General features: G+C 43.7%; 15 protein-coding genes. 8 read left to right on the forward strand and 7 right to left on the reverse strand.

The window, feature by feature from the left end:
- Positions 1 to 67 precede the first annotated feature (67 nt).
- Positions 68 to 661: a hypothetical protein gene (locus AC6I7V_RS18805; protein WP_498011881.1), complete on the forward strand. Its 594-nt coding sequence runs from the start codon at positions 68 to 70 to the stop codon at positions 659 to 661.
- Between the two features lie 160 nt (positions 662 to 821).
- Here the strand turns inward: AC6I7V_RS18805 and AC6I7V_RS18810 are convergent, their stop codons facing one another.
- From AC6I7V_RS18810 to AC6I7V_RS18825, 4 genes are all read right to left on the reverse strand, one after another.
- Positions 822 to 2,582, reverse strand: a complete 1,761-nt coding sequence (locus AC6I7V_RS18810) for a sodium:solute symporter family transporter (protein ID WP_498011882.1) — start codon at positions 2,580 to 2,582, stop codon at positions 822 to 824.
- Between the two features lie 475 nt (positions 2,583 to 3,057).
- Positions 3,058 to 3,684 (reverse strand): bifunctional 4-hydroxy-2-oxoglutarate aldolase/2-dehydro-3-deoxy-phosphogluconate aldolase, encoded by a 627-nt coding sequence (locus tag AC6I7V_RS18815; RefSeq protein WP_255231997.1) that lies wholly within the window; start codon positions 3,682 to 3,684, stop codon positions 3,058 to 3,060.
- 130 nt (positions 3,685 to 3,814) lie between these two features.
- A complete protein-coding gene (gene kdgK, locus AC6I7V_RS18820) occupies positions 3,815 to 4,753 on the reverse strand; it encodes a 2-dehydro-3-deoxygluconokinase (RefSeq protein ID WP_498011883.1) in 939 nt (312 codons plus the stop codon).
- Between the two features lie 34 nt (positions 4,754 to 4,787).
- Complete coding sequence (locus AC6I7V_RS18825; RefSeq protein ID WP_032552776.1) at positions 4,788 to 5,123, reverse strand: cupin domain-containing protein; 336 nt, start codon at positions 5,121 to 5,123, stop codon at positions 4,788 to 4,790.
- 332 nt (positions 5,124 to 5,455) lie between these two features.
- Between AC6I7V_RS18825 and AC6I7V_RS18830 the strand changes: the two genes are divergently transcribed.
- Together AC6I7V_RS18830 and AC6I7V_RS18835 are read left to right on the forward strand one after the other, a co-directional pair.
- Complete coding sequence (locus tag AC6I7V_RS18830) at positions 5,456 to 7,639, forward strand: heparinase II/III domain-containing protein (protein WP_255231994.1); 2,184 nt, start codon at positions 5,456 to 5,458, stop codon at positions 7,637 to 7,639.
- A 2-nt stretch (positions 7,640 to 7,641) separates the two neighbouring features.
- Positions 7,642 to 9,792, forward strand: coding sequence for a heparinase II/III domain-containing protein (locus AC6I7V_RS18835; RefSeq protein WP_255231993.1), 2,151 nt, complete (start codon positions 7,642 to 7,644; stop codon positions 9,790 to 9,792).
- 252 nt (positions 9,793 to 10,044) lie between these two features.
- On the opposite strand, the gene AC6I7V_RS18840 is transcribed toward AC6I7V_RS18835, so the two are convergent.
- Positions 10,045 to 10,254, reverse strand: a complete 210-nt coding sequence (locus AC6I7V_RS18840; protein WP_255231992.1) for a hypothetical protein — start codon at positions 10,252 to 10,254, stop codon at positions 10,045 to 10,047.
- Positions 10,255 to 10,926: 672 nt separating this feature from the next.
- Here AC6I7V_RS18840 and AC6I7V_RS18845 point away from each other — a divergent pair.
- The 5 genes from AC6I7V_RS18845 (at position 10,927) to AC6I7V_RS18865 (ending at position 15,858) form a co-directional block, all read left to right on the forward strand.
- Complete coding sequence (locus AC6I7V_RS18845) at positions 10,927 to 11,862, forward strand: siderophore ABC transporter substrate-binding protein (RefSeq protein ID WP_255231991.1); 936 nt, start codon at positions 10,927 to 10,929, stop codon at positions 11,860 to 11,862.
- A 96-nt stretch (positions 11,863 to 11,958) separates the two neighbouring features.
- Positions 11,959 to 12,912 carry an ABC transporter permease gene (locus AC6I7V_RS18850; RefSeq protein WP_372066307.1) on the forward strand — a complete coding sequence of 318 codons (954 nt, stop codon included), beginning with the start codon at positions 11,959 to 11,961 and terminating at the stop codon, positions 12,910 to 12,912.
- Positions 12,905 to 13,855 (forward strand): iron chelate uptake ABC transporter family permease subunit, encoded by a 951-nt coding sequence (locus tag AC6I7V_RS18855; protein WP_498011884.1) that lies wholly within the window; start codon positions 12,905 to 12,907, stop codon positions 13,853 to 13,855. The genes AC6I7V_RS18850 and AC6I7V_RS18855 overlap by 8 nt, the downstream gene beginning before the upstream one ends.
- Before the next feature lie 12 nt (positions 13,856 to 13,867).
- The gene (locus AC6I7V_RS18860) at positions 13,868 to 14,632 is read left to right on the forward strand and encodes an iron ABC transporter ATP-binding protein (RefSeq protein ID WP_498011885.1); all 765 of its coding nucleotides are present in this window, start codon (positions 13,868 to 13,870) and stop codon (positions 14,630 to 14,632) included.
- Between the two features lie 251 nt (positions 14,633 to 14,883).
- Positions 14,884 to 15,858: a DHH family phosphoesterase gene (locus AC6I7V_RS18865; RefSeq protein WP_498011886.1), complete on the forward strand. Its 975-nt coding sequence runs from the start codon at positions 14,884 to 14,886 to the stop codon at positions 15,856 to 15,858.
- Positions 15,859 to 15,902: 44 nt separating this feature from the next.
- Here AC6I7V_RS18865 and AC6I7V_RS18870 read toward each other — a convergent pair whose 3' ends face one another.
- Together AC6I7V_RS18870 and AC6I7V_RS18875 are read right to left on the reverse strand one after the other, a co-directional pair.
- Positions 15,903 to 17,192, reverse strand: a complete 1,290-nt coding sequence (locus AC6I7V_RS18870) for an MATE family efflux transporter (RefSeq protein ID WP_420833821.1) — start codon at positions 17,190 to 17,192, stop codon at positions 15,903 to 15,905.
- 158 nt (positions 17,193 to 17,350) lie between these two features.
- Positions 17,351 to 18,082, reverse strand: coding sequence for a FadR/GntR family transcriptional regulator (locus AC6I7V_RS18875; RefSeq protein WP_255231985.1), 732 nt, complete (start codon positions 18,080 to 18,082; stop codon positions 17,351 to 17,353).
- Between the last annotated feature and the right edge of the window lie 492 nt (positions 18,083 to 18,574).

Below are 18,574 nucleotides of genomic sequence, written 5' to 3' on the forward strand. Positions count from 1 at the left end.
AAACAGTGGGCGGATGATGTTATGCTTGGCAGTCCGTCGAGAGTAAGAAGAGATTAAAGGACAGAGAATGAGTAACCTTACATCCAAGCAAGAGGCAGCTTTGGCGACCTTTAAGGAGAACCTACATTTACCCAATGGTGGTTTTCACACATTGATCACTGAGCTGGGTAAGGAGTACCAACTTCCTTTTCAAAAAGTCCGTTCTGTCGTTAAGCAAACACAGCAGGACGTTGAGCGTCGTATTAAATCTGATATTGAGACAATTGACGCTGACGCACTCACTCAGGCGAGTTGGATCGCTGCGATCAGAGAAGAGCTCGAAGAGCTGGCCAAAGAGACGGAATCCGTCATGGACAAGCTCAAGGCGAACACAAAATATTTAAACGTCATTACCGCGATTGAAGGCTCAATTTCAACTGAAGACGAACGTGAAGCGTGGATCGAACAGCTGATTCAAGTCTACGAAAAAGAGGTGTTGAAACCACTACTGGCAATGCTACGCACGACTAAGTTGTATTGGACGCTAATGCTGGTGGATGAAACTTGTAAGATGACGCCGGAGCAGCGTGAGAAATTTGCGGATTATCATCAACATATGCAAGCCGCAGAACACTTGTACGAATTAGACCAAAAGCTTAGAGCGAAGGCACTTACACAATAGGGCCCTAACCCATAAATGTCTTTTGTTTCATGGCAAAGAAACGCTCTTCACTGTTAAGAGTTAAGAGTTAAGAGTTAAGAGTTAAGAAACGATAAAAAACGCCCAAGCACTTCTGCTTGGGCGTTTTGATTTCATTGGTAATGTTTACCTAAGAATTATGCTATTTCATTGCCGCTGGCTCATCGAGCTTTTTTACACCACCGCGAGCGGCGTTAACCAGTAGCACACCGACTGACAGTACAATCGAACCACACAGTAGGAATAGAGCGCGACCAGTGATGTCATTTGGAATCAGAGCCATTGCCAGAATGCCGAAACCTGCAGTACAGATTAGTTTACCAAGCATTGAACGCTGTTTTGTGTCTAGGTTCTGTTGCTCTTGAGACTCTGCCACAACCGGTGTGTTCCAGTTCTCGAATAGCTTCTCAACTTCCGCTTCACGCTCCGGTGTACGACCTTTGTAAACCAGTGTTGTCGCAAGGAAGAAGCCACCAGTGAACACAACGTGTGCTGCTAAGCTCAGTGCTACTTTCAAGTCAGACCATTCACGACCCGTTAGTGCGTGTTCTAGGTTAAACCAGTTCTGTACGTCTTCAGCTTGTAGAGAGATACCGAAGATGTAAGAAACGAAGCCACCTACAATCAGTGTTGCCCAACCAGCCCAGTCTGGAGTCTTACGAACCCACATACCTAGAAGTACAGGGATAAGCATCGGGAAACCAATCAATGCACCAACGTTCAGTACGATGTCAAATAGGCTTAGGTGACGCAGTGAGTTGATGAACAAGCCAATACCGATGATGATGAAGCCCATCATTACCGTTGTTGCTTTACTTACTACTACCAGCTCTTTTTGTGTCGCTTGTGGGCGAACGATTGGGCTGTAGAAGTTCATCACGAAGATACCTGCGTTACGGTTTAGACCAGAGTCCATAGAAGACATGGTCGCTGCGAACATTGCTGACATTAGAAGACCAACCATACCTGCTGGCATTACGTTTTGTACGAATGCTAGGTAAGCGGCATCTGCGCCAACTGAACCGTATTGTTCTGCGAAGTCAGGCATGAATGCACTTACGTACCAAGCAGGTAGGAACCAAATCAGTGGACCAATAATCATTAACACACACGCTAGGCCCGCTGCTTTACGTGCGTTTTCGCTGTCTTTTGCACATAGGTAACGATAAGCGTTGATGCTGTTGTTCATTACACCGAATTGTTTAATGAAAATGAATACAATCCACAGAATGAAGATGCTCATGTAGTTCAGGTTGTTACCAACCATGAAGTCGCCATCGAAGTTCGCAACGATATTGCTGAGGCCGCCACCGTGGAAGTATGCTGCGACTGCACAGGTGATTGTCACAGCCATGATAACAAGCATCTGCATGAAGTCAGATGCAACAACGGCCCAAGAACCACCAGTTACCGCCATCAACATGAGAACTAGACCTGTTACCACAATGGTTGCTTCCATTGGAATGTTGAATACAGCAGCAACGAAAATTGCAAGACCGTTCAACCAGATACCCGCTGAAATCAGGCTGTCAGGCATACCAGCCCAAGTGAAAAACTGCTCTGAAGTTTTACCAAAACGCTGACGAATTGCTTCGATTGCTGTTACAACACGAAGCTGGCGGAATTTTGGAGCAAAATAGATGTAGTTCATGAAGTAGCCAAATGCGTTGGCTAAGAATAGGATTACAACGACGAAACCGTCGCTGAACGCGCGTCCTGCGGCACCTGTAAACGTCCATGCTGAAAACTGTGTCATGAAGGCGGTTGCACCAACCATCCACCACAACATTTTGCCTCCACCCCTAAAGTAATCACTTGTCGATGTTGTGAACTTACGGAACATCCAACCAATGGCTACAAGAAAGAAGAAGTAGGCAAGAACAACAAGAGTATCAATAGTCATTTTTTCAGCCTTTTAAGTGTGATCATTAACTGACTCCTAGATTACTCTTTTATAGGTATATTTGTACTACAATATGCTTTTATTGTGATCCAAACCAAGAGCTTTTTGATACATGAAAATATTGACAAAGCCATGACATACGGGGCTTTAAAAATGATTTTGTAAAGATTGATTTACAAAACTAATGTCTTTTGTTTGTGATAATTTGTAATACCATTGGTTCCATTTTAAATCATAGAGTTAGATGTTAAGAGTGTGACTTCGTTGTTGAGAATATATAATGATTATCCATTTTGGATTAGAAGTTTGTTCTTAAAAAAAGTAGGTTGCGGTGGTTCTTAAAGCGACTAAAAACAAGAGCCTTAGGCGCGTGACTTCAAACATCGTCATCCTATCGAAGTATGAATCAGAAGTAGCTTAAACCAAAAAAGCGAACCAATAGGCTCGCTTTGAAGATAATATGCAATCAAATGAATTATTTTGCGACGTGATTCACTGCGTCACGTACAAGTGCGCCAAGCTCGTCCCACTTACCTTCATCAATGAGTTGGGTTGGAACCATCCAAGTACCGCCACATGCAAGTACAGAAGGGATAGATAGGTATTCGTCAACGTTCTTCAAGCTAACACCACCAGTTGGCATGAATTTAACAGGGTAAACCGCTGTTAGAGCTTTAAGCATGCTTGTGCCTCCTGAAGGCTCTGCTGGGAAGAACTTAAGTGTGCGTAAGCCCATTTCCATTGCTTGTTCAACTAGGCTTGGGTTGTTTACACCAGGAACGATAGCAACGCCTTTGTCGATACAGTATTGAACCGTGCGTGGATTAAAACCTGGGCTTACGATGAAATCAACGCCCGCTTCAATAGATGCGTCAACTTGCTCGTTAGTCAGAACAGTACCAGAACCGATTAGCATGTCTGGGAACTCTTTACGCATGATGCGAATCGCTTCGATTGCGCATTCTGTACGTAGCGTGATTTCTGCACATGGCATGCCGTTTTCAACAAGCGCTTTACCTAGAGGGATAGCGTCTTCAGCACGGTTGATAGCGATTACAGGAATAACTTTCAGGTTAGCCAGTTGTTCATTTAATGTCGTCATGGATAATATCTCACGTATAAATTGACCGATAAATTTTTAATTATCAGTGCCTTAAAATCTATTGTTCAGTCTAATCTTCGGCTTTAATTGAGCATAGCATGACGCTTCATGACGTCATGCTCACACCAAGTTAAGAAGACAGAGACAGTGTTGGCATAGCTTCTTTTGGAATAATCGCACCTTGGTGCTGAATCACTGCGCCTGCGACACAGTGGCCTGCAAACGCAGCGTCACGGGCATTGCCACCACAGAAGCGCTTGGCTAAGAAACCAGCACTGAAGGAGTCACCAGCAGCTGTGGTATCAATAACGTTGTCTACTGGGTTAGGAGCAACATAATGCGCAGCATCCGCCTCAACTACTAGGCAGTCTTTACTACCACGTTTAATGATGATCTCTTTAACACCGCTTTTCGTTGTGCGCTCAATACACTGCTCAATGCATGTGTCGCCATAAAGCTCTTGCTCATCATCGAAAGTCAGTAGCGCGATGTCCGTGAATTTAAGCAGTTGTAGATACCAAGATTGCGCTTCTTCTTCATTTTTCCAAAGCTTTGGACGGAAGTTGTTGTCAAAAATAACTTGACCACCTTGTTTCTTGTACTCTTCCACAAACGTCAATAAGGCGGTACGACCTGTCTCTGTCAGAATCGCTAATGTAATACCACTTAGATAAAGCGCGTTGTAAGAGAAGAGTTTATCAAGCACTAATGATGCATCGTCACCGTCAAGCAAGTATTTTGCTGCTGCGTCATTGCGCCAATAGTAGAAGCTACGCTCGCCCGTTTCATCGGTTTCAATGTAGTAAAGACCAGGCTGCTTGTCATCGATCTGCTTGACCAAGCTCGTGTCTATGCCTTCTGCATTCCACTTATCCAGCATATCTTGGCTGAATGGATCATTGCCCAGTGCGGTAACATAGCTTGTTTTAATGTTGTGATCTTGGGTTAAGCGAGATAGGTACAAAGCCGTATTAAGTGTATCACCACCAAATGTTTGCTTAAGCCCATCATCTTTTTTCTGTAGCTCAACCATACACTCGCCAATGACCGCGATATTAAATGATTTCATGTGCTTACCTTAGCAACTGAGGTTGCGCTATTAATTATTTTAGGAAGTCTTCGCGAGCAGGATTGAAGATATCAAGAAGAATACTGTCTTGCTCAAGAGCAACAGCGCCGTGCATCATGTGCTTACGTGCAAAGTATGCGTCACCTTCTTTTAGGACTTTCTTCTCGCCTTCGATTTCAGCTTCAAAGCTACCGCGAACTACATAACCAATTTGATCATGAATTTCGTGAGTATGAGGGTGACCAATCGCGCCTTTGTCAAAAGATAGGTGTACAGCCATTAGATCGTCAGTGTACGCCACGATCTTACGCTTAATACCGCCGCCTAACTCTTCCCAAGGTTGCTCGTTATTGATAAAGAATGCGTTCATTGTGTGTCTCCAAAGCGTGTAATTTTTTATGTGTTCATTAAGTTGTATCCATCATAAGTGATTAGGTTTAATTGTAATACAATATATCTAGAAATGTGTGATATTGATCAAGCGCTACTTTGTATAGCGTTGTAAAATCAAAGACTTAACAGAACTCTGGTAATTATCATTGGCTATTTAGATCAAGGGCTTAGTGAGATTTATGTGATTCTGCTCATCATTTCACGATGAATAGGTGGGATTAAACCTCATATTGTATTACTTTATATGAAAGTTTAAGAATTAGATTGAAATTCAAATATAGAAACTCTTCATCGAGGGTGATAAAGAACATGACTACACAACCAATACTACTAACGGACGCGGAAATTGAAGCACTTCATTTAGAAGTTGGTCGTCCAAGTTTAATGGGCAAGACGATCGCAGCGAATCAAAAAGAGCTGGAAGCCTTCATGCGCTTGCCTATTGACGTGCCAGGGCATGGCGAGGCGGGTGGTTACGAGCACAACCGTCACAAACAAAATTACACATACATGAACCTAGCTGGTCGTTTGTTCCTTATCACTAAAGAGCAGAAGTACGCTGATTTCGTTACTGAACTATTGGAAGTATACGCAGATAAATACCTGACGTTTGATTTTCATGTTCAAAAGAACACGAACCCAACGGGTCGCTTGTTCCACCAAATTCTAAACGAACATTGCTGGTTAATGTTCACTAGCTTGGCGTATTCGTGCGTTAAGTCTACTTTGACGCAAGAACAGCGTGACAATATCGAGTCTCGTATCTTCGAACCTATGCTTGAGATGTTCACGGTTAAGTACGCACATGACTTTGACCGCATCCATAATCATGGTATCTGGGCTGTCGCAGCTGTGGGTATTTGTGGTCTAGCACTGGGTAAACGCGAGTACCTAGAGATGTCTGTATACGGTCTTGATCGTAACGACACTGGCGGTTTCCTAGCGCAAATCTCTCAACTGTTTGCACCTTCTGGTTACTACATGGAAGGTCCTTATTACCACCGTTACGCGATTCGCCCAACGTGTGTATTCGCAGAGGTGATTCACCGTCATATGCCAGAAGTAGATATCTACAACTACAAAGGTGGCGTGATCGGCAATACAGTACAAGCAATGCTTTCAACAGCTTACCCTAATGGTGAATTCCCAGCACTGAACGATGCTTCACGTACGATGGGCATTACCGACATGGGTGTACAAGTCGCGGTTAGTGTTTACAGCAAACACTATGCAGTGGATGGCAAGGTTGACGAAAACATTCTAGGTATGGCGAAAATTCAAGACGCAGTATGGATGCATGCTTGTGGTCTAGAGCTTTCTAAAGCGTATGAAGCGGCAACGGCTGAAAAAGAAATTGGTATGCCTTTCTGGCCAAGTGTTGAGTTGAATGAAGGCCCAGAAGGTCACAACGGTGCGCAAGGCTTCATCCGTATGCAAGACAGCAAAGGTGATGTGTCGCAGCTAGTGATGAACTACGGCCAACACGGCATGGGTCACGGCAACTTCGATACACTGGGTATTACCTTCTTCAACCGTGGTCAAGAAGTGCTGCGTGAATACGGCTTCTGTCGTTGGGTGAACGTTGAGCCAAAATTCGGTGGCCGTTACCTAGACGAAAACAAGTCTTACGCACGTCAAACTATTGCGCACAACGCAGTAACGATTGATGAGAAATGTCAGAACAACTTTGATGTTGAGCGTGCAGATTCTGTTCACGGCTTGCCTCATTTCTTCAAAGTAGAAGATCAAAAAATCAACGGTATGAGCGCATTTGCGAACGATCACTACGATGGTTTTGACATGCAACGCAGTGTGTTCATGCTAAACCTTGAAGGCCTAGAATCTCCGTTACTATTAGACCTATACCGCCTAGATTCAGAAAAAGGTGAGCATCAATACGATTACTCTCACCAATATGAAGGGCAGATTGTTCGTACTAACTTCGATTACCAAACAAACAAAGAGCTACACACATTAGGTGACGACTTCGGTTACCAACACTTATGGAATGTAGCAAGTGGCGAAGCGAACGAGACAGCACTAGTGAGCTGGCTACAAAACAACACTTACTACACATGGTTAGGTACAAGCTCGAACGACAACGGTGAAGTTATCTTTACTCGTTCTGGCGCGAATGACCCAAGCTTCAACCTACGTTCAGAGCCAGCGTTCATTCTACGTAGCAAAGGCGAAACTACGCTGTTTGCTTCGGTTTTAGAGACGCACGGTTACTTCAACGAAGAGTTTGAGCAATCAGTAAACGCTCGCGGTCAAGTACAAGACATTAAAGTACTTGCGCACAACAACATCGGCTCTGTTGTTGAAATTGAAACAAATACCTCTCGTGTGACAGTGATGATCAGCAACCAACTGGGTGCGACTGACACTACTGAACACAAAGTCGAATTAAATGGCAAAACGTACAGCTGGACAGGTTTCTACTCTCTAGAAGAGAACCTAATTGACTCAACTGCAGCTGGTCAGGAGAAATAATAATGAGCTATCAACCACTTTTACTGAACTTTGAAGAAGCAGCAGAGCTTCGTAAAGAACTTGGCAAGGATAGCCTATTAGGAAAAGCACTTACTCGCGATATCAACCAAACTGACGCTTACATGGCAGAAGTAGGTATTGAAGTTCCGGGTCACGGCGAGGGCGGCGGTTACGAACACAACCGTCATAAGCAAAACTACATCCATATGGATCTAGCGGGTCGTCTATTCCTTATCACAGAAGAGACAAAATACCGTGATTACATCGTAGATATGCTAACGGCTTACGCGAAGGTGTACCCATCGCTAGAGAGCAACACTAGCCGTGACTCAAACCCACCGGGTAAGATCTTCCACCAAACACTGAACGAAAACATGTGGATGCTATACGCTTCGTGCGCATACAGCTGTGTTTACCACACGATTTCTGAAGATGAAAAAACGCTGATCGAAAACGACCTATTCAAGCAGATGATCGAGCTGTTCGTTGTGACATACGGTCACGACTTCGACATCGTGCACAACCACGGTCTATGGGCAGTAGCGGCTGTAGGTATCTGTGGCTACGCAATTAACGATCAAGAATCGGTAGATAAAGCGCTTTACGGCCTTAAGCTAGATAAAGTGAGCGGCGGTTTCCTAGCACAGCTAGACCAACTGTTCTCGCCAGACGGTTACTACATGGAAGGTCCTTACTACCACCGTTTCTCACTGCGTCCAATCTACTTGTTCGCAGAGGCAATCGAGCGTCGTCAACCTGAGCTTGGTATTTATGAATTCAACGATTCAGTAATCAAGACAACCTCTTATGCGGTATTTAAGACGGCATTCCCAGACGGTACGCTACCAGCGCTGAACGATTCATCGAAGACGATTTCTATCAACGATGAAGGCGTGATCATGGCAACATCTGTGTGTTACCACCGCTACGAGCAAACTGAAACGCTACTTGGCATGGCTGATCACCAGCAAGACGTATGGGTTCATATCTCAGGTAAAACACTATCAAACGCGGTTGAAGCAGCAGACGAAATCAAACCATTCAACTGGGGTAGCCTGTTTGTGACTGATGGTCCGAAAGGTGAGAAAGGCGGCGTGAGCATCCTTCGTCACCGTGATGAGCAAGACGATGACACAATGGCTTTGATTTGGTTTGGTCAGCATGGCAGCGACCATCAGTACCACTCTGCGCTAGACCACGGTCACTACGATGGCCTACACCTAAGTGTGTTCAACCGCGGTCACGAAGTTCTGCACGATTACGGCTTCGGTCGCTGGGTAAACGTTGAGCCTAAGTTTGGCGGTCGTTACATCCCAGAGAACAAGTCTTACTGTAAGCAGACGGTTGCTCATAACACAGTAACGGTTGACCAAAAAACTCAAAACAACTTCGATACAGCATTGGCTGAGTCTAAGTTTGGTCAGAAGCACTTCTTTGTGGCAGACGATCAGTCTCTACAAGGCATGAGCGGCACAATCTCTGAGTACTACACAGGTGTTGATATGCAGCGCAGTGTGATTCTTGCGGAGCTTCCTGAGTTTGAAAAGCCACTAGTGATTGATGTGTACCGCATTGAAGCAGATGCTGAACATCAGTACGACTTACCAGTTCACCATTCTGGCCAAATCATCCGTACTGACTTCGATTACAACATCGAAAAAACGCTTAAACCACTTGGCGAAGATAACGGTTACCAGCACCTATGGAACGTGGCTTCAGGCAAGGTTAGCGGTAGCTCTTTGGTTAGCTGGTTGCATGACAGCAGCTACTACAGCCTAGTAACAAGTGCTAACGAAGGCAGTGAAGTGATTTTTGCTCGTACTGGCGCTAACGATCCAGACTTCAACCTGAAGAGCGAGCCTGCACTTATCTTGCGCCAATCGGGTCAAAACCATGTGTTCGCTTCTGTACTAGAAACACACGGTTACTTTAACGAGTCTATCGAAGCCTCTGTTGGCGCTCGTGGTCTTGTAGAATCTGTGTCTGTTGTGGGCCATAACAGTGTCGGGACTGTTGTTCGCATTCAGACCACCTCTGGCAACACTTACCACTACGGTATCTCGAACCAAGCTGAAGATGTTCAGCAAGCAACTCATACAGTTGAGTTCGCAGGTGAGACTTACTCATGGGAAGGTGCATTCGCTAAGCTTTAATAGCTCAAACAGCGAATAACGATGAATCGGGTGTCTTCGGACGCCCTTTTTTATTCGGATTTTTGTCTTAATTGGTGTTTTCTGATTCGTGATAAATCAGAGACTACAAGAAATTAGTATTGAGAGGACTGGCAATAACAACCTAGTTAGCGAAAAGCCGCGATGTGAAATGCAAATGACTAGGTCTGTCTGGCGTTGTTGCTACGAGTGAAACGTGGCGATGTTTCTAGTGGAGGGTAGAGTGATGCTGCTCTAGAGGACTGTGAAATGTCCTAGCTTCTGTCCACTGTTCGAGATAATGGTTCCGATACTCTCTCTTTCATCAAACTCGAAGTCGATGAGATAACTTGAGTGCTGTAGCCTTGGCAGTATGTGGCGATGCAAAATGTCACTGTTTAATTGTCGTATCTCCGTGACCCAAGAGATGTTTTCTTTTAATAAGTCTATTTTGATTTTGAGCATTTATGACCTTTAAATTTATTGAGCGATTTCTCGCGAGTTAGTTGATACCAATGGATTTGTCGTGTTGTTCTTCTAGACATAACTGTGCCTTGTGTTTATTACATTAATATTGAAATTAATCAGATAGATTTGCTGGCGATCGAGGATCTGCTAAAACAAAAACTAACTGGGGTGTTGGAACAAAAATGACGCTATTGAATGACTATCGAAGTAAAGCTGACGCAGAGGCGGTGTAACGAGGTATCGCGAACTGTCTTTGTGGAACTTGGCCTGGGATGTTGCATTAACAGCTCATGTTTTGAGCCAGGTGGTGTAATATACGCCTCGATTTCTAAATTTCAAGCATTATTTCGATTATTTTCAATATAAATCCTGAGATTCTTTCTGAGTTAGCTTCTCTCCTTTAAGTATGCCTTGCTCGAGTAAAAGTATGATCAAGAGAGGCACTATTCTTTTTTGTAATACTCATATTTACATTTCTAAATGACAAAGTTGTTGTAGACCAAACTTTTCGAGAATATTATTGATAATAATTCTCACTTGCGTTACAAATTTGTTGTCAAGTTAATGACATACTTTAAATAATCGTTATCTCGCAGTTGTACGGTTTATGACACGGCAATCGCTTTCGTGTGTTTGATAGAAAATCGTCATAACAGCAAAGGAATAGAAATGAACAAAATACTAAACTCAGCTCGCAATCTAGTGACTGGCTTAACTCTGGTGTTGGCGTCGTCGGTATTCATGACAGCTCACGCAAAAACAGTGACGGTAGAACACATTAAGGGTACTACGGAGGTCTCGGGTATACCTCAACGTGTTGTTGTTCTTGGTTATGGTAGCTTAGATGTTTTGGATCAGATTGGTGTGGCTCCAGTCGGTGCATCACATATGTTATTGCCTGACTACTTAAAATCGTACGCAAAAACGACGACAAATACCGGTTCTCTAAGTGAACCAGATTTCGAAGCCATCTACATGCTTAAGCCTGACTTGATTATTGCTGAAAACCGTATGCTTAAGGTTTACGATCAGCTCGCTCAAATTGCTCCAACGATCATGTTTTACGTGGAAGGTGATAAGTACTGGTCTGATACACAAAAAAACTGGCGCACATTAGGTGATATTTTTGAGAAGCAACCTGAAGTAGAAGCGCTGATTGAAAAAACTCAACAGCAAATTACTGCGGTAAATCAGAAAGTAACCAAAGACGAAACGACAGCAATGATGCTAATGAATAATGGTAGCAACATCGCTATGTTTAACAAAGGTAGTCGTTTTTCTATTGTCTTTGACGACTTTGGTTTCGTTGAATCTAAGAGCGCAAAAGTTGCACCAATCAAAGGCAGCCACGGCAACCTTATCTCTTTCGAATACATCGCTGATGCGAAACCAGAAGTGATCTACGTATTAGACCGTGAACAAGCGATTGGCCTTTCTGAAGGTCGCGCTAAACAACTGTTTAACAACGCGCTTGTGGCTGAGACTCCAGCTGCCAAGCTAGACAACATTGTATTTATTGATTCAAGCGCATGGTACTTAGCTGGTGGTGGTGTAACAGCGACTCAACGTATGCTGAATGACATCGACCGTACTGTTAAACAATAAGTCGTCATTTAACTATTGGGCTTATAAGTCTTTTCTTATAGGCCCTTTTTAAATTTTGCTCCGGGTTAATCTCACCCTTCCTTAGTAATATTTTTTATGTTTAAACCCATTGCTGCCGCTGTCTTTCTGATTGCGCTATGTGTTGCTTCTTTGATGATCGGCGTGGCTGAAATCAGCTTTAGTGATTTTTTCAACGGAAATGACCACGCTAACTCTATTTATGTCGTAAGCCGAATTCCTCGTTTGCTCGCTATTGTCCTCGCTGGTGCCGGATTGAGTGTCTCTGGCCTGATCATGCAGCAGATCGTGCAAAATAAATTTGCTGCACCATCGACTATGGGCACCATTGATTGTGCGATGCTTGGCTATATTGTCGGTTTAGTTTTCTTGGGCAGCGCAGCGCAATGGCACTATTTGGGGTTCATTTTCACGTTCGCTGTTCTGGGCACTATGTTGTTGGTGCGTTTTTTACAGCACCTGAAGTTTAAAAACGCGGTTTTGGTGCCGTTGATCGGCATCATGTATGGCAATGTTGTTTCGTCTCTTACCACCTTCATTGCATACAAATACGATCTTGTACAAACGATGTCTGCGTGGACGATGGCGAACTTTGCCACTGTGCTACAGGGCACTTACGAGATCTTATACCTCGCAGTCCCGGCTTGTATTTTGGCGTACATTTTTGCAAGTCAATTCAGTGCCGCCAGTATCGGTGAAAGCTTCGCCCGCAATATCGGTTTAAACTACCAAAAAATTGTCGCAATTGGCGTTGCGTTAGTGGCAGTTTGTGCCTCGTCGGTTGTGATGATCGTCGGCGTTATCCCTTTCTTAGGGCTCATTGTACCGAACATTGTCTCTTTGATGATGGGCGACAACATGAAGAAGATCTTGCCTTGGACTGCGTATTGGGGCGTGATTCTGGTATTAGCGTGTGACTTGCTCGCAAGGGTGATCATTTTCCCTTTTGAAATTCCGATCTCTATGGTTATCAGCATCTTCGGTGGCTTGATCTTTATTTATCTAATTTTGAGAGACAAGTCCAATGCGTGATTCTATTAAAATGGCTCTATTGGCTGTTGTCTGCATCGTGATGATCGGGGTGTTTATCGGACAGGGTCTTACATGGGATAACTACGAGTTTTTTCTAAAGTTACGTACACCAAAGATCTTGTCAATCGTGTTGGCTGCGATTGCCATTTCAACGTCTTCTTTGGTTTTTCAAACCATCACCAATAATCGCATTCTGACGCCGTCGATTCTGGGCTTCGATAGCCTGTATATGTTAGTGCAAGTCTCGTTGTTGTTTGTATTTGGGAGCCTGAGTTTTTGGGTAGTTGATGCGGTTGCGAACTTTACACTTTCCGTGTGCATCATGGTGCTTTTCTCATTTGGTTTGTTCCATTTCTATTTCAAAAGTAAACGCAACAATGTCTTCACGCTGCTTCTTATCGGTATTGTTTGCGGTAGTGTTTTCGGTAGCTTATCGAACTTCCTAGGAATGCTTATCGATCCGAATGAATTTGCGGTATTGCAGAATGTGATGTTCGCGAGCTTCAACAATGTAAAAGGGGAGTTGGTTTACTTAAGCATTGTGCCTTTGGGGGCGTGTTTGCTGGCGCTATGGTGGATGTCTCCGAAGCTTGACGTGTTGTGGCTTGGCGTTGATAACGCAACCAGTTTAGGCGTGGATACCAAGCGCTTAACACAATACGTCTTGGTCGTAGTGTCGATTATGGTCGCCGTTTCTACAGCGTTAGTTGGTCCTGTTTTGTTCTTTGGGTTGATTACCGTGAGTTTAGCTCGTCAGATGTTTAAGTCTTATCAACATCGTGTGCTCATTATTGCGAGTAGTTTGCTCGCGGTTGCACTGCTGGTCTCAGGGCAATGGTTCATAGAAAAAGTGATGAGCTTTGGAACCACGGTTAGCGTTATTATCAACCTAGTGGGTGGTTTGTATTTTATGTTCTTGTTGTTACGCACCAGAATTCAATAAAGGTAGTGAGAAGTGATTAAGTTAACAGGATTAAGTAAGAAGTATGGCAAGACAACCGTTGTTGATGACGCTAGCGCTCTGTTCCCGAAAGGGGAGGTGACTTCCATTATTGGTCCCAATGGTGCGGGTAAAAGTACGCTACTTTCAATGGCGAGTCGCCTTACAGATAGTGATGCAGGTGAAGTTCTGATTGGCGACAAACTTCTTGCCGAGTGGGATACCAAAGAACTTTCGAAGCACCTTGCGGTATTGAGACAGTCAAACAACATCAATATGCGCTTTACTGTGCGTGAACTTGTCAGCTTTGGACGTTTCCCTCACTCTCAAGGGAGAATGCAAGACAATGATCATAAGGTGGTGGATACAGCTCTGGAACACTTGAGTATTACTGATATCCAAGATAAATATCTCGATCAATTGAGTGGTGGTCAGCGTCAAATGGCGTTTATCGCTATGGTCGTCGCACAAGACACAGACTACGTTTTTCTTGATGAGCCGCTTAATAATTTAGATATCAAGCACTCGGTCGAAATCATGCAGACCCTGCGCCGTTTAGCTCATGAGTTTAATAAAGCGGTGGTGATTGTTATTCACGACATTAACTTTGCTTCGAGTTACTCAGATAACATTGTTGCGATGAAGCGTGGACAAGTGATCAAAGCTGGCAAAGTGGATGAGGTTATTGACAAGGAAATTATGGAGTCAATTTATGAAATTCCATTTGAAATCCGCGAATTTGATGGTGTGAAGATCTGTATGTACTACTCAGGCCGATAACAGCATCGATCAAACGATTCAGCAATAAGATAGAGAAAGAGCGCCAGTGATAGGCGCTCTTTTTGTTTAATATGGCCCTGGTATCAATAAATCTATAGTTCTGTAAATCGATGACTGGGAAATTGTTCTTACAGCAGTTTGCAATTTTGAGGTTGACGCGTTTTAATGGATTGGATCTAGAGCGAAATGACAGTTTTTCACTTTTAGAATGAGTCGGTTATGCAAAATACAGGATGGTTTTAAGAAGACTAATGGACTTAAAGAAGTTTGACCAATTTTTAGAATTGTTAGATACCGAAGACCGAGTCATTATTCAGGCTCATGATTTCCCTGATCATGACGCGATCGCGTCTGCCTATGCTATGGCTTATTTGCTTAGCCAAAAAGGATTTAAGCCTTTTCTTTCATACCAGGGATTTATCGACCGAGTTTCACTGCACAACCTGATTGGTTGGTTAGATATTCCAATCGTAAAGTCGCACCAACTAGATTTAAAGCCTAGTGACAAAATTATTGTGATTGACGGTTGTATCGGCGAAGAGAATGTTACGGACCTACCTGGCTTAGAAGTAGCGGTGATTGATCATCACGATGTGAAAGTGCCGAGTTACGTTTGGTATTCAGATGTACGCACTGAGTGTAGTTCGACGGCAACGATTATGGTGGACTACTTTAACTACTATAAGATGCCTATTCCTAAGAAAATTGCTACTGCGTTACTGGTGGGGTTGACGTTTGACACGGGGAGTTTCACCCAGTCGATAGGTGAGGCGGATATCAAGGCGCTGTTCCAACTTCAGAGACGCGCTGATATGGTGACTGTAAACGGTATTTGCCGAAACCAAATTGAGTATCAAGAACTGGAATACTTTGATTCTATGTTGGCCTCAATGAAGCGCGACAAAAATAGCGCGTTCGCTACATTACCGGAAGGATGTCCTAAGAATATGCTTGGAGTTCTCGGTGATTTTCTCCTAACAGTCGATGAGATTGATGTCGTGGTGCTGAGCGCGAGATTTTATCAAAGGACTTATGTTTCTCTTAGATCTGAATGTCAGGACAATGATGTTGCTGAAGTCGTACGAAGCGCGCTTAACGATAGTGGTATTGGTTTTGGAGGAGGGCATCCACACATGGCGGGTGGTGTTATTAATCGTCGGTTTAGTATCCCTGATGAGCTTGCTTATCTTTACAACTTGATCCGTCCAAATCTAAACCTAGCATAAACGACATGCCCTATCATTGTGTGATAGGGCAGGACGGTCTTTTTCTAGTCGTACATCAACTCTTTCGCTTTTTCTTCATCAAATTCATTCAGTGATTTTCTCGCCAAGTGTCTAAACGGCAGTGCTTTAACGATCTCTTCAAAAGGTTGAATAGCAAACGCCCAAAATATCGAACCATCAAAGCCAACTATGATCAGTGCGCATAATGGTATCGATATGATCCACTGGCCTGTGAAGTTGATTTTGAATACTGCTGTGGTCTTACCTAGCGCTCTTAACACGTGGCCATGAACCGTGTTGTAGCCACGTACGAAAGGCAAAAATATATAAAGTGGGGCTATCACAGTCAAAGCATCATAAGTCGCGCTGTCTAAATCGGGGTAGATGTCGCCAATAAAGAGACTCAAAGCGACAAAAAAGAGCATCGATAGAATAGAGATGATCACAGCGATATCGATACTCACGTCAACGTTCTTTCTGAGATCTGCCATCTGTTTAGAACCAATGGCTTGGCTAATGGTGATAGCAGATGAGTGCGCCCAAGCAGTGATAAATTGTGTACCTGCTCGTATCCACGGCATCACCAAAGTAATCGCTACATAGGCATTGATATTCAGTTGCGTGTAGAGCAGCTGATAAATTGTCGCGCCAATCGATAACATAGTGACATTCGCTGCGACTGGGAATATCTCTTTGAAGTGGTTGAGCACATTGCGAGAGAAGTTGGAACCAAATGCATTGAAAGATACTTCAACACAGTTCTCGAAACGAATGCATAAGTAGAGGTAAAGAGTACGAATGATGATCGCTACTAAACTACCGATGGCGGCACCTTGAACGCCTAAACCTTCAAAGTTCGACCAACCATGAATAAAGATGTAGCTGACTAGAGCGTTGATTGGTAGCTCAATCAGATAACCTCTAAATGGCACTTTGGTCTTGCCCAAGCCGTTAAACAGCGCAATGATGACTTGCGTCACTGCGGTGAATAGAACAATGTACTTAGAAAAACTGAGGTAGATGGCAATTTCGCTGTGTAGAGACGTATCGTCCGTCAATGAGCTTATCAGCGAGTCGTCAAAAAAGGTCAGGGCCAAGAAAAAGAAAAAAGCTGCGCCAAAGTTTATCAGCATCCCCGCTAAAAAAGAGCGTGATAATGTTGCTTGAATACCAGAGCCTACGGCACGACTTAGTACCAACTGTGTACCGTTTGCCAGCGCCATTTGGATACCAAGTATAAATGCGATAACTGTCGTCGCAATCCCCATAGCAGCAAGAGAAACTTCACCGAGTGGCGATACCAGAAGTGTGTCAATCATCAGCATGGACTGCATCAACAGGGCGTTAAGCGCTAATGGCCAGGCAAGAGAAAGGTTCTTTTTGACGTAAGATTGAGAAAGCACAGTAACCTCGTAAAGAGCAAACTCATGACACAAGCGATTTATGTCATGAGTGTTTCAAACCGGATGTTTAGTGAGTGAAGTCGCTAGTGTTAAGCTATTGCCACTTGCCTTAAAGGTACTTTGGATAGTTTTTGATTATCGTCGTTTAGTAAGCCGTGTGAGGCTAACCGGGCTCCTTCACTATTTCCAGACATAATGGAATCATAAATCGCTTTATGCTCGGCTAAGCAGAAACGTCCGCCTTCTGCTGAATGATCAATAAACTGTCGGAAGATCGCTGACAAAATATTGCCAAATGGAATATAAAATTGATTGCCTGTTGAGAGGAATATTGTTCGATGAAATAGGTGGTCGTTGACGGTCCAACTTCCGTAATCGAAACTCTCTGCCGCGAGCGTCATCTTTTGAAAGAGTATGGAAAGCTCTTTACGTTGTTCAACCGATGCATTCTTGGCTGCAAGTGCACAAGCTTCTGGCTCTATTGCTTTTCTAAGACCTAAGAATTGAGCCAGAAATGGCTTAGTGTCTTCGAGATCTTGAATCCAATCTAAGAGCTGCGGGTCTAAAAAATGCCAATTAGAGCGAGGCATGATACGAGTGCCAACTTTGGGTTTCGACTCGATCAGCCCTTTGGCCGATAACAGTTTCGTTGACTCTCTCAACGCAGTACGACTTACACCAAAGATTTCACAAAGCTCCATTTCGCTGGGTAGCTTTTCTTCTTCTTTTAATTCACCAGATAAGATCTTGCGGGCGACTTGTCTTGCAACTTGGACATGAATGCGGCGGCTAGAATCTTCCACCAGTGTGAATACTGACATGTACATCACCTATATCAAAAGGGGCAAAGCCAGAATTAACTGGCTTTGGGGTATCAGTGTTACGTCTTCAGTGTTAGGTAGGGTAATCAGGATAAGACGTGATAAAGAGAGTTAGCTCAACCAAATTCACCATTTCAATATACTGCTGACCACCTGAGGTACTCAGTGTGAGTATTTAGACGTACCACTGCAAATTAGCGAGATGCGATAGTCTCATCTCATTGATGGTCCATAAACGGAACCGACGTTGTTGTAAAATTATTGGCTGACTTTCAAGATAGGTATTGAGAAACCGTAGCAACGATCGATCATCATGAACGCTACTAGACGAAATTGACAATATGAAAAACCTGCCGCCAATTAATAATACAATAGCATCTTTTTGAATCAAGCTGTACGGTGCCAAAATCGACTACGTGTGGCATTAATTAGAAAAAAGAGTCCATATATGTGACATTAGTCATACAAACAATCCATTAAATGCAAGTGAGA

The organism is Vibrio sp. KUL70, assembly GCF_059725515.1.